This window comes from Brevibacillus sp. AG, from assembly GCF_028369215.1.
Taxonomy (GTDB): Bacteria; Bacillota; Bacilli; order Brevibacillales; family Brevibacillaceae; genus Brevibacillus; species Brevibacillus porteri.
Genome location: NZ_JAQMYO010000002.1, coordinates 629,911 through 647,109, shown reverse-complemented (window position 1 = coordinate 647,109; position 17,199 = coordinate 629,911). Strand labels below are relative to the sequence as shown.

General features: G+C 46.2%; 18 protein-coding genes. All 18 read right to left on the bottom strand.

The annotated features are described in order from the left end of the window. Positions 1–6 precede the first annotated feature (6 nt). Positions 7–2,031 carry a chemotaxis protein CheA gene (locus tag POF51_RS08345; RefSeq protein WP_271754959.1) on the bottom strand — a complete coding sequence of 675 codons (2,025 nt, stop codon included), beginning with the start codon at positions 2,029–2,031 and terminating at the stop codon, positions 7–9. A 21-nt stretch (positions 2,032–2,052) separates the two neighbouring features. After that, positions 2,053–3,159, bottom strand: coding sequence for a protein-glutamate methylesterase/protein-glutamine glutaminase (locus POF51_RS08340; RefSeq protein WP_017249312.1), 1,107 nt, complete (start codon positions 3,157–3,159; stop codon positions 2,053–2,055). Positions 3,160–3,190: 31 nt separating this feature from the next. Then, positions 3,191–4,054 carry a MinD/ParA family protein gene (locus POF51_RS08335; protein ID WP_069849259.1) on the bottom strand — a complete coding sequence of 288 codons (864 nt, stop codon included), beginning with the start codon at positions 4,052–4,054 and terminating at the stop codon, positions 3,191–3,193. A 4-nt stretch (positions 4,055–4,058) separates the two neighbouring features. After that, positions 4,059–5,405: a flagellar biosynthesis protein FlhF gene (flhF, locus tag POF51_RS08330; protein WP_069849261.1), complete on the bottom strand. Its 1,347-nt coding sequence runs from the start codon at positions 5,403–5,405 to the stop codon at positions 4,059–4,061. Beyond that, positions 5,402–7,444, bottom strand: a complete 2,043-nt coding sequence (gene flhA, locus POF51_RS08325) for a flagellar biosynthesis protein FlhA (protein WP_271754955.1) — start codon at positions 7,442–7,444, stop codon at positions 5,402–5,404. Before flhA ends, flhF begins: the two co-directional genes overlap by 4 nt. An 18-nt stretch (positions 7,445–7,462) precedes the next feature. Further along, positions 7,463–8,560: a flagellar biosynthesis protein FlhB gene (gene flhB, locus POF51_RS08320; protein WP_069849265.1), complete on the bottom strand. Its 1,098-nt coding sequence runs from the start codon at positions 8,558–8,560 to the stop codon at positions 7,463–7,465. After that, positions 8,557–9,339, bottom strand: coding sequence for a flagellar biosynthetic protein FliR (gene fliR, locus POF51_RS08315; RefSeq protein ID WP_069849267.1), 783 nt, complete (start codon positions 9,337–9,339; stop codon positions 8,557–8,559). Before fliR ends, flhB begins: the two co-directional genes overlap by 4 nt. 3 nt (positions 9,340–9,342) lie before the next feature. Then, positions 9,343–9,612, bottom strand: a complete 270-nt coding sequence (gene fliQ, locus POF51_RS08310; protein WP_007719290.1) for a flagellar biosynthesis protein FliQ — start codon at positions 9,610–9,612, stop codon at positions 9,343–9,345. A 30-nt stretch (positions 9,613–9,642) separates the two neighbouring features. Next, the gene (fliP, locus tag POF51_RS08305) at positions 9,643–10,404 is read right to left on the bottom strand and encodes a flagellar type III secretion system pore protein FliP (protein WP_069849269.1); all 762 of its coding nucleotides are present in this window, start codon (positions 10,402–10,404) and stop codon (positions 9,643–9,645) included. After that, positions 10,401–11,081, bottom strand: a complete 681-nt coding sequence (locus POF51_RS08300; protein ID WP_017249319.1) for a flagellar biosynthetic protein FliO — start codon at positions 11,079–11,081, stop codon at positions 10,401–10,403. Before POF51_RS08300 ends, fliP begins: the two co-directional genes overlap by 4 nt. Then, the gene (locus tag POF51_RS08295; protein WP_007719294.1) at positions 11,081–11,443 is read right to left on the bottom strand and encodes a response regulator; all 363 of its coding nucleotides are present in this window, start codon (positions 11,441–11,443) and stop codon (positions 11,081–11,083) included. Before POF51_RS08295 ends, POF51_RS08300 begins: the two co-directional genes overlap by 1 nt. A 36-nt stretch (positions 11,444–11,479) precedes the next feature. Continuing rightward, positions 11,480–12,841 (bottom strand): flagellar motor switch phosphatase FliY, encoded by a 1,362-nt coding sequence (gene fliY / locus POF51_RS08290; protein ID WP_017249320.1) that lies wholly within the window; start codon positions 12,839–12,841, stop codon positions 11,480–11,482. Beyond that, entirely contained in the window at positions 12,834–13,829 is a 996-nt protein-coding gene (gene fliM / locus POF51_RS08285; RefSeq protein WP_017249321.1) for a flagellar motor switch protein FliM, read from the bottom strand. The genes fliY and fliM overlap by 8 nt, the downstream gene beginning before the upstream one ends. Before the next feature lie 39 nt (positions 13,830–13,868). Next, positions 13,869–14,324, bottom strand: coding sequence for a flagellar basal body-associated FliL family protein (locus POF51_RS08280; protein ID WP_017249322.1), 456 nt, complete (start codon positions 14,322–14,324; stop codon positions 13,869–13,871). Between the two features lie 15 nt (positions 14,325–14,339). After that, the gene (locus POF51_RS08275; RefSeq protein WP_017249323.1) at positions 14,340–14,561 is read right to left on the bottom strand and encodes a flagellar FlbD family protein; all 222 of its coding nucleotides are present in this window, start codon (positions 14,559–14,561) and stop codon (positions 14,340–14,342) included. Positions 14,562–14,631: 70 nt separating this feature from the next. Next, positions 14,632–15,450, bottom strand: a complete 819-nt coding sequence (flgG, locus tag POF51_RS08270; RefSeq protein WP_017249324.1) for a flagellar basal body rod protein FlgG — start codon at positions 15,448–15,450, stop codon at positions 14,632–14,634. A gap of 101 nt (positions 15,451–15,551) precedes the next feature. Beyond that, on the bottom strand, positions 15,552–15,947 hold the full coding sequence (locus POF51_RS08265) for a TIGR02530 family flagellar biosynthesis protein (protein ID WP_069849272.1): 396 nt from the start codon (positions 15,945–15,947) through the stop codon (positions 15,552–15,554). A gap of 24 nt (positions 15,948–15,971) precedes the next feature. Continuing rightward, the gene (locus POF51_RS08260) at positions 15,972–17,195 is read right to left on the bottom strand and encodes a flagellar hook-length control protein FliK (RefSeq protein ID WP_174230200.1); all 1,224 of its coding nucleotides are present in this window, start codon (positions 17,193–17,195) and stop codon (positions 15,972–15,974) included. Between the last annotated feature and the right edge of the window lie 4 nt (positions 17,196–17,199).

Below are 17,199 nucleotides of genomic sequence, written 5' to 3'. Positions count from 1 at the left end.
CTCCTTCTACTTAATCAGCGAGTTACAATCTATGATGAGCGCGACCTGTCCGTCTCCCAAGATCGTTGCACCTGAAATAGCAAATACATTAACCAGATATTTGCCGAGAGATTTTAGAACAATCTCTTGTTGACCGATGAACGAATCGACGACAAGGCCTGCCATTTTCTCACCTTTACGTACGATGACGACTGCCACTTCATCTTCCATCGTTTCCCCATTATCAGGTACTTGGAAAATGTCCTGCAGCGAAACGAGCGGAACTACACGTCCCCGGAAGTCGATCACTTTTTGGCGGTGAGCCATCATGATTTGATCTTTTTTAAATACAGCCGTCTCAATGATGGAGCTGAGTGGGACAGCGTACTTCTCATCTTTCACTTGTACCAGCATCGCGGAAATGATAGAGAGCGTAAGCGGCAATTGAATGAGGAAAATCGTGCCCTGACCGCGCACAGAATCTACGCCGACACTGCCACCCAACGATTCAATTTTGGACTTAACGACATCCAGTCCAACACCACGACCGGAAATATCAGATACAACCTCCGCTGTACTAAAGCCTGCTGCAAAAAGCAACTCGTGGATTTGCTTGTCGCTCATGCTATCTGCAGTAGCAGGATTGACAATCCCTCTCTCAAGCGCTTTTTTGAGAACTTTATCTTTATTGATTCCAGCACCGTCATCTTTTACTTCAATAAATACATGGTTCCCACTATGGAAAGCGCGGAGCTCGATTTTTCCTTCCTCTGGCTTACCCACCTTTTTCCGATCTGCTGGAGACTCAATTCCGTGGTCAAGCGAGTTACGCAGCAAGTGATTGAGTGGGTCCCCGATTTCGTCGATGACAGTACGGTCCAATTCTGTCTCCGCACCGATAATCTCCAGATTCACTTTTTTATTCAGATCTTTTTGCAGATCGCGAATCATACGTGGGAAACGATTGAATACTTGCTCCACCGGAACCATCCGCATGGTCAGAATGATGTTTTGCAAATCGCCACTAATCCGACTCATGTGCTCCACGGTTTCCTGCAGTTCATTCTTTCCGATCTCGCGTGCCAACTGCTCCAAACGACCGCGGTCAATGACTAATTCGCTAAACAGATTCATCAAGATATCCAAGCGTTCGATATCCACACGAATTGTTTTTCCACCAGCCGTCGCCTTCTTCACAGGTGCTTGAGGAGCTTCTGCTGCTCCTTTTTCAGCTGGCGCTGGCGTCTGTTGCACTACGGGAGCAGGTGGAGCTTCACTCTTCAGTTGAATCGTTTCGATTGTCACATCTTGGATTTCCGAAATGTTAAGAATCGTAGTTCGTACTTTTTCAATCGATTGCTCCGTCACATAGGCGATTTCAAACGATTGTTCAAATCGTTCATTCTCGATATCTTCAACAGCTGGCTTTGTTTTGATCACTTCACCCATGGATTCCAATTGATCAAAAACCATGTAAGAGCGAGCAGCCTTGAGCAAGCAGTTTTCATTCAATGTCACTTTGATCCACAAAACGTTATTTCCGAGCTCCTGAGACTGCTTCAAGACCATCATTGCATAATCGTCCAGCTCATGCTCTTCAGCTGGTGTACTTTCCTCTTGCGGTGCTTCCACTACCATCGTAGCAGCTGCTACTTCCTGCTCGGCTGAAAAATCTCCAGCTACAATCGCCCGCAGCTTCTTTACAATAGCGGATACATCCGCTGAACCGTCTCCACCCTCTGTGATATCGATGACCATGCCTTCAATCAAATCTACGCTCTGAAAAATAGCGTCCATGATATCACTGGTAATCGTTAACTTCTGATTGCGAATCAGGTCCAGTACATTTTCCGCTTCGTGAGTCAAACTCGCCATGTCTTCAAAGCCCATGGTCGCCGACATACCCTTCAATGTATGAGCGGAACGAAAAATCTCTTTGACGTGGCCAATATTACCCGGATCACTTTCCAAGAGTAACAAGTTGGCGTTGATTGCCTGTAGGTGTTCCTTTGACTCCTCAATAAACATGTCCAAATACTGATTCATATCCATAGGTGATCCACCTCCCAAAAATCAGTGCAAGAGCTTGCACAACAGCTCTGGAATCTTTTCTAATGGGGCCACGTTGTCTGCCAAGCCTGCTTGAATCGCTGCTCGTGGCATTCCGTATACGACACAACTCGACTCATCTTCGATAATACTTGTGACAGCGCCAAGCTCCTTCATACGCTTTAGCCCTTTAGTCCCATCATTTCCCATGCCTGTCATGATGATTGCCCATTTGTCTACGTTTGTCAATTGACTGACTGATTCAAACAGGATATCGACAGACGGTCTGTGACCGCCTCGTGGCTCCTCTTGATGTAAATAGGCCTGAAGTCTCCCATTTACTTGACGAACTTCGAAATGGAAGCCTCCTGGAGCAATGTAAGCTGTACCATTTTCCAAATACTCGCCATCGACAACCTCGGTTACTCGAATTTGGCATAACGAGTCTAGCCGATTTGCTAACGATTTTGTGAAACCTGCTGGCATATGCTGAACGATGGCAATTGGTGCCGGAAAATTCGCCGGAATTGCAGTGAGTACACTCTGCAATGCTTTAGGACCACCCGTAGATGTACCTAAAACCACCAGTCTTGCCTTTCCGCCCACTTGTGACCGCATCACGGCAGGCGGGCTCGGTATTTTCGTACGTATTACTGGAGATGCCGGTGCAGCTTTTGATTCGGAAGATACCGGTTTGACTATGCGAGGGATCTGCTTTCTCAAACGTACTTTCGATGCTGCCGCAGCCTTCACGCGCTCGATAAGACGATCGCCCACTTTATGGATGTCGAGAGAAATTGGACCAGACGGCTTCGTTACAAAGTCAAACGCGCCTAGCTCCAACGCATGAATCGTAGCTTCGGCCCCTTCTTTTGTCAGGCTGCTCAACATGACAATAGGAACCGGGCATTCATTCATCAGCTTTTCCAAAGCGTCCAAACCGTTCATAACCGGCATTTCAATGTCGAGAGTTAGAACATCCGGCGCCAGTTCTTTACATTTTTCAATACATTCGAGTCCATTCTTAGCTCGATCAATCACTTCAATCTCAGGATCCGTTGATAAAATGTCCGAAATTACTTTACGCATGAATGCAGAATCGTCCGTGACGAGAACGCGGATTTTGCTCATTCGAATGTCGCTCCCTTCCTACTTTTATGTCTCATCGTATGAAGTGCCTCAACTTCGCAAGAAATCCATTGAGACCACTGACAGAAGCATCTGAAGTAGCCGGACGATCCAAATACCGTTCTACCAGATTTCGTATGCTTCTCGCGGCTTGCGATTGTGGATATGTAAGTAGAAAAGGACGCTGCAATTTAACAGCTTTTGAAACATAAGGATCATCCGAAACATATCCAAGCGACTGAATATCCAGATTCAAAAAGCGTTTAGAAACCATCGCAAGCTTGTCCGCCGTCATTTTCCCTTCTCTCTCCGACGACGCTCGGTTTATCACCAATCGAATGGAGACAGCGGGGTTACGTGCGTGTAGCATCTTGATGACTGCATATGCATCCGTTATCGCTGGTGGTTCGGGGGTGGTAACGAGGATGACCTCGTCTGAGGAGAGCATGAATCGCATGGATTCTTTTGAAAAACCTGCTCCCGTATCAAAAATGATTGTGTCGGCATAGCCTTGCAGCGGGTCCAGATGAGAGAATAAGCGATCAAGCTTGTGATCATCTAATTGCATAATCTGTGTAAATCCAGAACCACCCGCGATAAATTCTAAGCCTCCTGGCCCGTGCTCGATAATGTCCCAAACAGTCGTATCTGGCTCTAACAAATGAAACAGATGCTTTTTTGGTGTAATTCCCATTAATACATCCAGGTTTGCCAGACCCAGATCCAAGTCAAACAAAACCGCCTTATGACCCTTCTCAATCAAACCAAGCCCAAAATTCAAGCTGAAATTGGACTTGCCGACACCACCTTTTCCACTCGTCACTGTCACCAGTCTAGTTGGTCGTGTCTTCTTGTTTTGTAGCATCCGCTCACGGAGTTGCTCTGCTTGGTCACGCATCTGTTTACTCTCCCATAATCATCGTTGAAACCAGCTCGGGTGTAGCTACAACGATATCATCTGGTACATTTTGACCTGTCGTTACATAGGAGAGCTGTAGATTCATCTCCTGACAAACATTCAACATCGTGCCAAAGCTGTTCGTTTCATCCGCTTTTGTAAAAATGACTTGCTTCACTTGAACTTCCGCAAAATTTTGGACGATCGCTTTCATATCGTTGAATTTGGAGCTCAAGCTAAGTACTAGATAGTTCACGCTGTCTTTTCCATGCTCCAACAATTCACGAATGCCTTCCACGTATTCATCGTTGCGAAAATTTCGTCCAGCCGTATCGACAAAAATGAGGTCACAATCACTTAAGCGTTCCATCGCTGCCGCCATTTCTTTCGGAGAAAAGACAACCTCCAGCGGGACATTCAAAATGTTTGCGTACGTCTTCAATTGTTCTACTGCTGCCATTCGATACGTATCAGCCGTGATAAAGCCGATTTTTCGTTTTTCCTTCAACATGCTGTTCGCCGCAAGCTTCGCAATGGTCGTTGTTTTTCCAACCCCTGTCGGACCGAAAAAGAAAGCATACCGTACGTTCTTACCCAGCTTTGGCGAAGATGCTGTATATGGCTCAATCATCGAAGTGATAATCGTTCGGCATACAGCAAATGCTTCTTCCTCCGTCCACTTTTCACCCGGTTGCGACATTTCCATTACTTTTCGAATGATTTCCGCTGTTAGCTCTTCAGTCACTTCTTGTTTCAGTAGCTTTGCACGAATAGACTGTATCTCTGGAGGAAGTTGTTCACTTAAGTCATGCACCAACAGCTTTTGAAACATTTGACGCATATCTCGCATTTCAGTGGCAATCGCGTCATGATTGCTTGCGGGTAAAGCTCTTTCTTGGGTTGTCATGACAGGAGCATGCTGCTCAGCTGGCTCTCCTTGCTTTTGCACAGCTCTCGTATCTGGGATCTCTTCTTTTGGAGGCGTCGCAACCGCGGTTTGTGTTATCGCGGCTACGACCTGCTCCCTACCTGTTGATTCAACTTGTTGATTCTCCGATGTTTTTGTCACAGTCGGTCTTCGATACGCTTGAGCAGCGGTGTACGTACCCGTCTGCGATTTGGGCAAAACGTTGTTGGTTCGATGTTCAGCTGCTACTGTTGGATTTTCTCGCTCGGATGCCTTTTCATCGACAGCAGCGATTACTTCGATTCGTTGTTTGCCAAACATCCCGAACAATCCACCTGTTTTTATCGGCTTGGAATTAAGAATCACAGCATCCATTCCTAAGTCCGTCCTGATTTTTCCCATTGCTTCTGGCATCGAATCGACAATGTAACGTTTTACCCTCACGAAATGTTCACCATCCCTACGCTTTGCACTTCAACATGTGGTTCGAGCTCGCTGTACGACAAAACGGGAACGTCTGGCATCATGCGATCTACTAATTGACGCAAGTACATTCGGACCGCTGGTGATGAAAGAATGATCGGCTGTTGACCCGAGTTGATCATTTTGCTCACTTCAGTCGACATGTTTTGGAATATTCGCTGAGACGTTTCCGGATCCATCGCCAGATAGCTTCCTTGCTCAGACTGTTCCACACGTTCAGAGATTGCTTTTTCCAATCCTGCTCCAGCTGTAAGCACGCGAAGTGGTTGTCCTGGCTCCGTAAATTGGAGTGTGATCTGTCGCGCCATCGCCTGTCTCACATATTCTGTCAGTACATCTGGATCTTTTGTATACAAGGCTTGATCCGCAAGTGCTTCAAGGATGACGTGGAGATTTCGAACAGACACTTTTTCACGCAACAGCTTTTGCAATACTTTTTGTACGTCCCCAATGGCGAGCATACTTGGAATCAGCTCGTCTACGAGAACTGGTGCTGTCTCCCGTACATTGTCGATCAGGGCCCTTGTTTCCTGGCGACCTAACAATTCGTGGGCATGTCGCTTGATGACCTCTGTCAAGTGTGTAGCCACAACAGATGGCGGATCGACAACTGTATAGCCGGAAAGCTCAGCAATCTCCTTATTCTCTTCTGTTACCCATAATGCAGGCAATCCAAACGCAGGTTCTACGGTTTCTATACCAACAATAGAATCATCTTCGATCCCCGGGCTCATCGCCAGATAGTGATCCAGCATGATTTCCCCTTTTGCGACCTGGTTGCCTTTTATTTTAATCATATATTCATTCGGTCGAAGCTGGATGTTGTCACGTATACGAATGACCGGTACAACAATCCCCATCTCGAGTGCGATTTGTCTTCGAATCATAATGACCCGATCTAACAAATCTCCTCCCTGCTTCACATCGGCAAGCGGGATTAAGCCATAACCGAACTCGAATTCGATCGGATCGACCTGTAACAGGTTCACGACACTTTCTGGACTGCGTACTTCTTCCAATTGCTGCTCTTCCACCTGGTCGGCGGATTCTTGGATTTGCATCTTTTGGTTCTTCTCCATTTTCCAAGCAGCAAATCCCATTATCCCGCATACCGGAAGTACAGGCAGAATTCCAATCGGTGTAAAGACCCCCAGCAATAACATGCATCCGGCTACGATATAGAGAAGACGCGGAAAGCTGAACATTTGCTTGACGATGTCTTCACCAAGACCTTCACCAGAAGTGGAACGCGTTACAATAATACCCGCTGCGGTCGAGATTAAGAGCGCTGGAATCTGGCTCACCAGTGCGTCACCGACAGACATGGTAGTGAATCGAGAGGCAGATTCAGCAAAGCTCATATCGTGAATGAGCATCCCGATGATAAAACCACCAATAATATTTACGATAAAAATGATAATACCCGCGATGGCGTCCCCTTTTACGAATTTGCTGGCACCATCCATTGCTCCATAAAAGTCAGCTTCGTTCTCAATCTTTTTTCTTCGGACACGTGCTTCTGCTTCTGTGATCATCCCTGCATTCAGATCGGCGTCGATACTCATCTGTTTACCAGGCATCGCGTCGAGCGTAAAACGTGCTGCTACCTCAGCTACACGCTCAGAACCTTTCGTGATTACGATAAACTGAATAATGATCAAGATCAGAAACACGACGAAACCGACGACTTGATTACCACCGACTACAAAGCTACCGAACGTTTCAATAACTTTACCGCCTTCACCATGCGATAGAATATTTCTAGTCGTCGACACGTTCAAGGCTAGTCGAAAAAGTGTTGTAATAAGCAAAACCGTCGGAAAGATCGAGAATTCCAAAGTTTCTTTTGTATACATCGACACAAGCAAGATGGTCAATGCAAGGGAGATATTCAAAATCAACAGCAAATCAAGTAGCGCTGAAGGAAGTGGGATTACCATCATGACAACAATGCTTATGACAAAAAGGATCGTACCAACTTCTTTAAATTTGAATCCCACTGGTTATCCTCCTTCCATTTATTTCACTTTCCCTTGCAGCTTGTAGACGTACGCGAGAACTTCCGCGACCGCTTTAAACATCTCTTCGGGAATTTGTTGCCCAACTTCAACTTGACTATAGAGAGCCCGGGCCAAGGGCTTGTTTTCCATGGTAACGATACGATGCTTTTTCGCTACTTCCCTTATTTTTAATGCTAGATAGTCTTGCCCTTTGGCGATTACCGTCGGTGCACTCATCGCACTTGCGTCATAGCGAACGGCAACAGCAAAGTGAGTCGGGTTCGTAATAATGACATCCGCTTTGGGAAGCTCCTGCATCATACGGCGAATGGCCATACTTCTTTGCCGTTCACGAATCTTCCCTTTGATAAGCGGATCACCTTCCGCTTGCTTATGCTCGTCCTTGAGATCCTGCTTGGACATCCGCAGATTCTTTTCATGCTCATAACGCTGATAGGCGTAGTCCAGAATCGCGAGAATGAAAAGCAATAACCCGAGATAGATTCCCAGCTTTGTCACCTCTTCGGCAGTAAACGATAGGACTGCTCCGAGAGACAATAAGGAAAGCTGTACAACTTGTTCCTTTGCATTCCACAAAATGACGTACGCGACATATATGCCTGCGCTTATTTTCAATAAAGATTTCAGTAGCTCTACGAGCGAGCGTAAGGAAAAAATTCGTTTTGCCCCTTTAATCGGATCGATCTTTTCCAGTTTCATTTGAAGGGGTTCTGTACTAATTAGCCAGCCTACCTGCATGTAGTTCACCGCAAATGCGACAAGAAAACTCAAGCCCAAAATAGGTCCTACAATTTTTATCGCTTCAAATACGAGCTGCATCACGATGACTTTTAAATTTTCTTCATTTAATTGCCACGTGGTGTATGTAATCAATGACTCCCGCATCAAATCTTGAAATGTGCCTAGCATGGTAGAGCCAAGCATCATTAACAGAAAGAAAAATGCTGTCAAAGATAGGGCTGGGGAAAGATCCTGACTTTTCGCGACTTGCCCTTTTTTTCGTGCGTCTTGCTTTTTCTTGGGCGTAGCTTTTTCTGTCTTTTCCCCATTAAAAAATTGAAGATCTACTTGATAAGAAAGCCTCAATTGATTCATGGTGATCCTCCGAGCGATTTCATCATTTCTGCAAGTGCCCGGAACATGTTCCCAAACAATCCGTTCAGGGTCAGCAAGAACGCAGGCATCACCACGATAAGCAGTAAAAAGCCCGCAAGCAGTTTAATGGGCAAGCCCACCACAAAGATATTAAACTGCGGGACAGATTTGGCGATAATACCAAGAGAGAGATCAACCAGAAACAATGCAACGACGATAGGCGCCGCAATCATAAATGCACTCACAAACATCGTTTGAAATGTTTTTACTGCTGTCATCATGACGTTTTCGCTTCCGAAAGCCGCCCACATGATGTCCACCGGTATAACCTGGTAACTGCTTATCACACCTTGTATCAGCATGTGATGCCCGTCAATACTGAAAAAGTACAGGACAGCCAGAATGTTTTTGAAGTTACCTGTCACCGGGATATATGTACCCGTTTTGGGGTCAATCACGTTTGCCATTGCAAGACCCATCTGCATGTCCATCAGTCCGCCGGCAACCTGAATGGCGATAAACATCATTTCACATATGTAACCAAGAATGACACCAACAAGCGCTTCCTTCATGACATACAGAATAAATGTCAAATCCATCGGAATCTCGCCTTGCACCGGCAAGGATTGAAAACTGATGACGGCCATGACAAATGCAAGACCGATTTTAAACTGATTCGGTACACCACGAATGGAAAAGAACGGAGCCGTTACAAAAAAGGCACTCATTCGGACAAAAACAAGCAAGAATACGGGCAGATACATCAGAAAAAGATTCATATGCTACCCAACAAAACGATGAAGGTTACCGAAGATCCCCATCGTAAAATCAAGCAGTACCCGAAGCATCCATGGACCAGCAGCCAAGATCACGACAAATACGGCCACGATCTTTGGAATGAAAGCGAGTGTCTGCTCCTGAATTTGTGTCGTTGCCTGAAAGACACTGACCATCAAACCGACCAGTAAGGCGACCCCAAGTGCGGGTGCCGAAATGAGCAGGATGGTATAAACAGAGCTTTGGGCAATCTGCATAAGTAATTCTTGAGTCATGCTCTACCTCCTGAAGCATTCGGAATGTCGCTAAAAACTGGTCAAAAGTGATCTCACAATGAGATACCAGCCGTCCACCATGATGAACAATAAAATCTTAAACGGCAATGAAATCATAACCGGCGGTAACATCATCATCCCCATCCCCATCAAAATACTGGAGACGATCATATCAATTACGAGAAAAGGAATGAATATCATAAAGCCGATCTGAAAAGCCGTCTTCAATTCACTAATGGCAAAAGCAGGTACCAGTGCATTCAAAGGAATATCTTGGATCGATTTTGGTCGTTCGGCTTTTGTGTATTCCAGAAAAAGTGCTAAATCTTTTTCACGCGTCTGCTTTGCCATAAATTCCTTAAAGGGTATGACTGCTGCGTCAAGTGCCTGCTGTTGCGTTAGCTTGCCTTGCATAAATGGCTGCACGGCTGTTTCGTTTACTTGTCCGAGTGTCGGAGCCATAATGAAAAATGTCATAAACAACGCAAGGGCAATCAATACCTGATTCGGTGGCATTTGTTGAGTTGCCAACGCATTTCGTACAAAAGACAAGACAATCATAATTCGCGCAAAACTAGTCATTAAAAGCAAAATCGCTGGAGCTACAGATAGTACTGTCAAAATCAGTAACAGCTGAATGGCCGTCGATGTCTCCTGCGGTGTTCCTGTTCCGCCGCCTATCTTCAAATCAATGCTCGGAACAAGCGGTGTCCCCGCTGGCGCCGCCATGACCATATCAGGTACGGATAGCAACACTGCGACAAGCATCAGCACCTGCAAAAAATATTTCATTTTTGGTCCCCTCTGTCCTGAGCTTGCTCTTTCTTCCAATGTTCTGTTTGGTTTGGACGATTTTTCAAGTCGTTCCATTGACCCTGCAACAGATCTTGAAAGCTTTTGCCGTCCATATCAGAAGAAAACAAGATTTCTTCTTCTGCCTGCTTCTTCTTACCGAACGGGAGCCACTCTAGCGAGAATGGGCTTTTCATTGGTTTGATCTCTGCGTCAGCTAAGATCAGATCTACCTCTTCACCCGGTTCGATCCTACGAAGCAATTGAACGTTTTCTCCCACGCCCACGATGTACAATGACTCGCCGATCATAACAACCTGAAGTGTTTTGCCATTGCCTAACGCAGTAGCGCTAATTACTTTAATTGGTCCATGACTTTGAGCCCCTTGACGTCGACCGAGAAAACGGAGCAATAAAAAGATCAATACTGCAATAAAGCCAAGCGAAAAGATGACTTGAACTAGATACCCGATCATACTTCCTGTTCCGCTGCCCGGAATGGCCGCCGGCTGTTCACTGCCGGCGGGCGCATTGCTAGTTGGCACTTTTCCCTGGTTGTACGCATCCGCTACTGAACCTTCCGCAAATGCGGTACTCGGCAGGGAGGAGACGAAAAGCAACAGGATCAGACTGAAGGCTAAAATGAGTCTTGCCCCTGCATTCCGGATCATCATCATTAGCTCATTGTCTTTTTGATCGCTTCCAGAACGCGATCCGCCTGGAATGGTTTTACGATGAAGTCTTTTGCGCCCGCCTGGATCGCATCGATTACCATCGCTTGTTGACCCATCGCGGAGCACATGATCACACGCGCGTTAGGATCCAATTTTTTAATTTCTTTCAATGCAGAAATTCCATCCATCTCTGGCATGGTAATATCCATGGTTACGAGATCAGGTCCCAATTCTTTATACTTTTCAACTGCTTGTGCACCGTCACTTGCTTCCCCTACGACGCTGTACCCGTTTTTCGAAAGAATTTCCTTGATCATCATACGCATGAATGCTGCATCGTCTACGATTAAAACTTTGTTAGACATGAATAGCTCCTCCCTAATGCTTCCCTCTTGATTGGATTATTGTAATTTTTGAACACGATCTATCTGACTGATGATATCTGTAACACGAACCCCAAAGTTCTCATCAATGACGACAACCTCGCCCTTGGCAATTAATTTGTTGTTCACCAAAATATCTACATGCTCACCTGCCAGCTTGTCCAACTGTATAATCGATCCAGCGGACAAGTCAAGGATTTCTCTAATAAGCTTTTTCGTACGACCTAACTCAACTGTTACTTGCAATGGAATATCGTGAAGCAGGTTTAAGTTCTGTATGTCTCCTGTATACATAGGAGCACCTCCAAGCGGAGCAAATTGTGCTGGTACTACATTCGCCTGACTAGCTGCAAGACCTCCGAAATGCTGTGGTGTTGGCGGAGCCATTGGAGGCTGCTGATACATACCTGGGTACGGAGCGTAGCCTGGTGGCATCATTGGTTGTCCATACGCGTCAGGATACATCGGCGGCTGTCCTGGGTAGCCCATTGGCTGTGCATAACCCGGTTGTTGCTGATACACCGGTTGTTGCTGTTGTGGCGGCGCTACAGGCGGTACGTGGCTCTGTGGTTGCTCCGGCGCACTTGATTGGATAGAAGGAGCCGACAGACTCATAGCAGGCAGAGAAGGCATCTCTATCTCATCTATGAGGGCGGCCACTGCTGCTTCATCCTCTGAACCTCCAACCAATCTATCAATCATCTTTTTCGCAAAGGAAAGCGGGAGAAGCTGCATAATATTGGAATCGATAAGTTCGCCTTGCTCTCCTACCTTTAAGCGGAAAGATACTTTCACCAGAGGACTGTCATCATCAGAGAAGCTGTCTCCACCCTTGCCTTGCGCCAGATCCATTACATCGATGCCAGGTGGCGTAATATTAATGAACTGGTTGAAAATCGTCGACATGGACGTAGCAGCGGAACCCATCATCTGATTCATTGCTTCCTGAACCGCGCTGATATGAAGCTCTGACATTTCAGTGCTCGCTGGTCTGCCGTCTCCGCCCATCATCAGATCCGCGATAACTGCAGCATCTTCCATGCGAATGACTAGCAGGTTAATTCCTTTGAAACCGTCTGTATATTCCACGTGGACGGCCACGTGAGGAATCGGAAATTCGCTTTCCAATTCATCGACATTAACTACGGAAACAGTAGGGGTAGTAATATCTACTTTTTGACTTAATAAAGTAGATAACGCGGTAGCTGCGCTCCCAAAGGAGATATTACCAATTTCTCCGAGTGCATCTTGTTCAAACGGGGACAGAAAATCGGCAACATCCTGGGTCACTGCCGACACAGCTTCCTCTTCGTCCTCAACCAAGTTGTTCGCACGTAACAGCGCGTCAATCTCGTCTTGAGAAAGCATATCTCTACTCATTTTGTTCCTCCCCCTCCTCTATGACTTCATCAATCTGTACGGCGACCCTTCCTTTAAGTGTTCCTGGCTGACCCAAGAACTTTAAGTGGTCGCCCACTTTAATTTTCAACTTGTTGTCGATTGATTGATCTAATTGAATGACATCACCTTTTTGCAGCTGCAGGAAATCTCCTACTGTAATCGTAGCTGTCCCCATTTCAGCAACAATCGGCAATTTTGCAACTTTTACTCGCTCTTCTACACGCAGACGCTCTTCTTCATCCCGTGTTTTCTTTTGTTTGGAGAACCAGTATTGTCCAGACAGCTTTGTCATGATTGGCTCCAGTACCACGTGAGGCAAACAGAGATTGATCATTCCTGTTGTATCGCCGATTTTGGTACTAAAGGAGATTACCACGACAATCTCGTTAGGTGAGACGATCTGCATGAACTGTGGATTCATCTCCAAACCTTCCTGGTACGGATCTAGCTCAATGATTTGCTTCCATGCCTCGTGGAAAGTATCCAGCGCTTTGCCGAATACGCGTTCCATCACCGTTGTTTCAATTTCCGTAAGGGCGCCCATCTTTTCCGGAATCGCCCCCTGTCCTCCCAGAAGTCGATCCAGCATAGTATAGGCGATGTTTGGATTTACTTCCAAAACCATTCGTCCTTCCAGCGGAGGAGCTTCAAAGATGTTCAAGATGGTCATCTTGGGAATAGAACGTATAAATTCGTCATACGGCAATTGATCGACGGAGGCAACCGTAATTTGCACGAAGGTACGGAGCTGAGCTGAAAAATACGTAGTCAACAGCCTCGCGTAGTTTTCATGGATTCGCGTTAAACCACGGATCTGATCTTTTGAGAATCGCAGGGCGCGTTTGAAATCATATACTTTGACTTTACGCTCAGTTTCTTCCTTTTTCAGCTCGTTGGCATCCATTTCGCCCGAAGATAGGGCGGCCAACAGCGCATCAATCTCACTCTGTGAGAGAACCTCGGCCATATGTCGTCACCTCCTTGCTATGTATACCATAATCGCTTCCTATGACAAGACGCGTTTGGTTGTCACTACTTGAACAATCTTACCTTCTTGCATCAGGGAGCTGATTTCATTCATAATTTTTGCTTCCAGCTTGTTCACACCTTCAGTACCTTTTATGTCTTCTGGTGTCAACCCCGCCAATGTTTTAATAATCACTTGATTGACTTGCGGCAAACGCTGCTCCAGCTCTGTTTTAGCATCAGCACTGTCGGCCGTAATGCTAAAGCGTACAATCATGTAATTATTCGTTAGCAAGTTCGTAGTAATTTCGCCAGTGTCAACGGAGAACTCTTTCATTTCCTCTGCCGTGAGCGTCTTCACTTCTTGCTCTCCCGTCGTGGCTGTTTGCGCATCCGGAGAGAGATACGTTTGCCAGAGTACAAACGAGATCACTCCCAGTAGCGATATCGCGATGATAATGATTAGAGCCATGTTAAACAATCGATTTTGAAACATCGCTAATGCCTCCCGCTATTCATTTGAATCACCCGGCATTTTCGGTACAGATGTTGCCGGAGGAACATTATGATAAAAAGCCTGAACACGTTCAGCGATGGATTCCACCGAATCCTTCACGATGTACTTTCTGTCGTTGAATAGCGTGATTACGCTATCCGGAGTTGCTTCAACAGTTTCAATGTGAGTGATGTTCAGATAAAAAGTAGAGCCGTTAAAACGAGTTAACTTAATCATTGGCTGCTCCTTTCCGGATCAGGCTGGGGAAGGCTTAGAACACTTCCCCGGCCAATTCCGTTAAACGAAATTATCGTTTCAGGTTCACCAGTTCTTCTAATACTGTGTCAGATGTCGTGATGATCCGAGAGTTTGCTTGGAAACCGCGTTGTGCCACGATCATTTCTGTAAATTCTTCAGAAAGGTCAACGTTGGACATTTCCAGTTGTCCTGCGATGATGCTGATTCGTGCATCTGCTGGAGTAGCTGGAGTCATTGGATCATCATCACGTGCACCGGCGTTCACTGTGTTTTCGTAGAGGTTGTTACCGATCTTCTTCAAACCACTTGGGTTGTTGAAGGTCATTACGCCAATAGTATTGTCCGAAGCAAGTGCTCCAGTATCATCCACAGTCGTAACTACGCCATCCTTACCAATGGAGTAAGAAACAATTCCATCTGCTTGGTTGATTTGGATTGGAGCCGGATCAGTGTTCATCAACTTCATCCCTTGGGAGTTCACCAAGAAACCTTGGGCATCACGAGTGAAGTTCCCTGCACGCGTGTAATAGATGGTTGCCCCTTCATCAGGACTGACCATGAAAAACGCGTCTCCTTCGATGGAAAGGTCTGTCGGCAGGTTTGTTGTCATTGGGCTACCAGCAGAGAAAACAGTATCAATAGAAGCAATGGAAGCACCCAGGCCGATTTGCGTCGGGTTTGTACCGCCTTTACCACCATCTGTAGGAGCACCAGCCCCTTGAACGTTTTGGCTCAAAATATCTTGAAACATTACACGACCCTTTTTAAAGCCAACTGTGTTTACGTTCGCGATATTGTTACCAATAACGTCCAATTTTGTTTGAAAACCACGCATGCCTGAAATACCTGAGTACATTGAGCGAAGCATAGTTATTTCCTCCTTTACCTTCTCATTTACAGCGGCTACCTCTGTCAGTCGGTAGCCGAATGGGCTTCCTCAAAAGGAGGTCCAGCCCAGTTAACAGCCACCTACACGAAAATGGCACTGTCGATGTTTGTAAATACGTTGTCCTTCATGCTGCCATCGTCTACGGCGGTAATAATTTTCCGATTTACGATGCTCACGACGTAGGCCACATTATCCATCATAACGAGAGACTCTCTGGCGCCTTTGGCGGCTGCTTTTTGCACAGCGGACTCCAAACGCTCCAGCTGCGGTCTTTCTAGCGTAATGCCCCGCTCCTGCAAGCGATTGACGGCATGCTGGCTAAAACTAAGTGGCTCCGACTTGGTTGCAGCGCCAATCGATTCCGTCAAATACTGCTGAAATAACGTGTTGTTTCCCGGAGCAGTTTGGGTAGTAGCTTTTGCGACGTGATTCGTTTTCGGAGGAAAATAGGGTTGCCCCACACGAAAATGGTTCATGGCGCTTCCTCCTTATATCCAATCCTAGACGATGTCGTCAATGCCGCGAGCCGTTTCCCGCAATCGATCCCATAGCACATCTGTTGATTCATTGCTGTCTACCAGGGCATCGAGAGCAAATTCTTGCTCGTCTTTATCTTGCTGTTGTCGATTCTCTTGCTGTTGTCGTGCTTGTTCACGCTGCTGTTGGAAGTTAAAAGCTGTATCTTGCTGCTGGTTTACCTCCAAGCGATCAACTTGCAAGCCTTGTTGTGTCAACGCAGCTCGAAGCTGCGGAAGCTGATTGTCCAGCATATCCTTTCCAGCCTGTGTTTCGGCATGGAACTGTGCTGTAATCACTCCATTTTGGGAAGTAATGGTTACATCTACTTGGCCCAAAGATTGTGGATTTAGAATCAGCCTTGCCTCATGTACGCCATTATGTTGCGTCAATTGCATCTTGGACACGAAAAGTTGTGTGACTTGCTGTGTCAGCTGATTGGCGTTCACATGATGTGTTGGAACCGACTGTTGCTGAAAGGTCTGTACCGATTGTGTCTGCGTATTAGATGAAGCAATAATCGGTGTCTGACCATTTCCATTCAACATGCCCTCTTGCGCATCGCCCTCTTGATTCAAAAGGCCGCCTTGCAGGGTAGGCTGTACAGTTTGAGACTGAATCCCTGCCTCTAGCTTGTAAGCCGAGAGACCTTGATTCAACCGTAGTGGCGAAATCGTCTTAAACGTGTCTTGCTGGGTTGTGTTCATGTTTGCCATCACATCGGATCGCAAGTTCAGGCCACTTCTTTTCGACTCTTCCGTATTTCCTTTTTGATTCTTCAGGGATTCGAGAAGAGCTGCCAGCTTGTCCAGTTCATTTGGAGTTGCTTCCCCTTTTTTCAGGTTAGCTAGAATCTGCTTCAAATCCTCACTCACTTGACCAGCATTTCCTTGCGCTTTCCCCAAAAGTTGTTCAATTGCAGTTGCAAATTTTTCTTGGGCATCAGGCGGTAATTCGTCTTGCGTAGTTTGACCAGAGCCAAGCAGTTGGGCAAATAATGCCATGAGCTCAGCTAATGCTAGCATTTCCTCTTCACTTAAACCCTCTGGCGCAACCATTGTCTCTTCTGCGTTTCCCACTTGATCCAACATCTGCATCAATTGCATGGAAAACATTTGACCTAAACCAGTTCCTCCCGCATTTGCCACAGGTGTCGCTGTAACAGATCCTGCTGATCCTACGGCAGGAGTCAAATTGGCCACATTCATCTCG

What these genes read in the sequence shown, in the direction of transcription:
- fliQ (WP_007719290.1), bottom strand. Translation starts at nt 9,612, where the DNA reads ATGACTCAAGAATTACTTATGCAGATTGCCCAAAGCTCTGTTTATACC.
- fliR (WP_069849267.1), bottom strand. Translation starts at nt 9,339, where the DNA reads ATGAATCTTTTTCTGATGTATCTGCCCGTATTCTTGCTTGTTTTTGTC.
- fliP (WP_069849269.1), bottom strand. Translation starts at nt 10,404, where the DNA reads ATGAAATATTTTTTGCAGGTGCTGATGCTTGTCGCAGTGTTGCTATCC.
- POF51_RS08340 (WP_017249312.1), bottom strand. Translation starts at nt 3,159, where the DNA reads ATGAGCAAAATCCGCGTTCTCGTCACGGACGATTCTGCATTCATGCGT.
- POF51_RS08295 (WP_007719294.1), bottom strand. Translation starts at nt 11,443, where the DNA reads ATGTCTAACAAAGTTTTAATCGTAGACGATGCAGCATTCATGCGTATG.
- flhB (WP_069849265.1), bottom strand. Translation starts at nt 8,560, where the DNA reads ATGAATCAATTGAGGCTTTCTTATCAAGTAGATCTTCAATTTTTTAAT.
- POF51_RS08265 (WP_069849272.1), bottom strand. Translation starts at nt 15,947, where the DNA reads ATGAACCATTTTCGTGTGGGGCAACCCTATTTTCCTCCGAAAACGAAT.
- POF51_RS08335 (WP_069849259.1), bottom strand. Translation starts at nt 4,054, where the DNA reads ATGCGTGACCAAGCAGAGCAACTCCGTGAGCGGATGCTACAAAACAAG.
- POF51_RS08275 (WP_017249323.1), bottom strand. Translation starts at nt 14,561, where the DNA reads ATGATTAAGTTAACTCGTTTTAACGGCTCTACTTTTTATCTGAACATC.
- POF51_RS08345 (WP_271754959.1), bottom strand. Translation starts at nt 2,031, where the DNA reads ATGGATATGAATCAGTATTTGGACATGTTTATTGAGGAGTCAAAGGAA.
- POF51_RS08280 (WP_017249322.1), bottom strand. Translation starts at nt 14,324, where the DNA reads ATGTTTCAAAATCGATTGTTTAACATGGCTCTAATCATTATCATCGCG.
- POF51_RS08300 (WP_017249319.1), bottom strand. Translation starts at nt 11,081, where the DNA reads ATGATGATGATCCGGAATGCAGGGGCAAGACTCATTTTAGCCTTCAGT.
- POF51_RS08260 (WP_174230200.1), bottom strand. Translation starts at nt 17,195, where the DNA reads ATGAATGTGGCCAATTTGACTCCTGCCGTAGGATCAGCAGGATCTGTT.
- fliM (WP_017249321.1), bottom strand. Translation starts at nt 13,829, where the DNA reads ATGGCCGAGGTTCTCTCACAGAGTGAGATTGATGCGCTGTTGGCCGCC.
- flgG (WP_017249324.1), bottom strand. Translation starts at nt 15,450, where the DNA reads ATGCTTCGCTCAATGTACTCAGGTATTTCAGGCATGCGTGGTTTTCAA.
- fliY (WP_017249320.1), bottom strand. Translation starts at nt 12,841, where the DNA reads ATGAGTAGAGATATGCTTTCTCAAGACGAGATTGACGCGCTGTTACGT.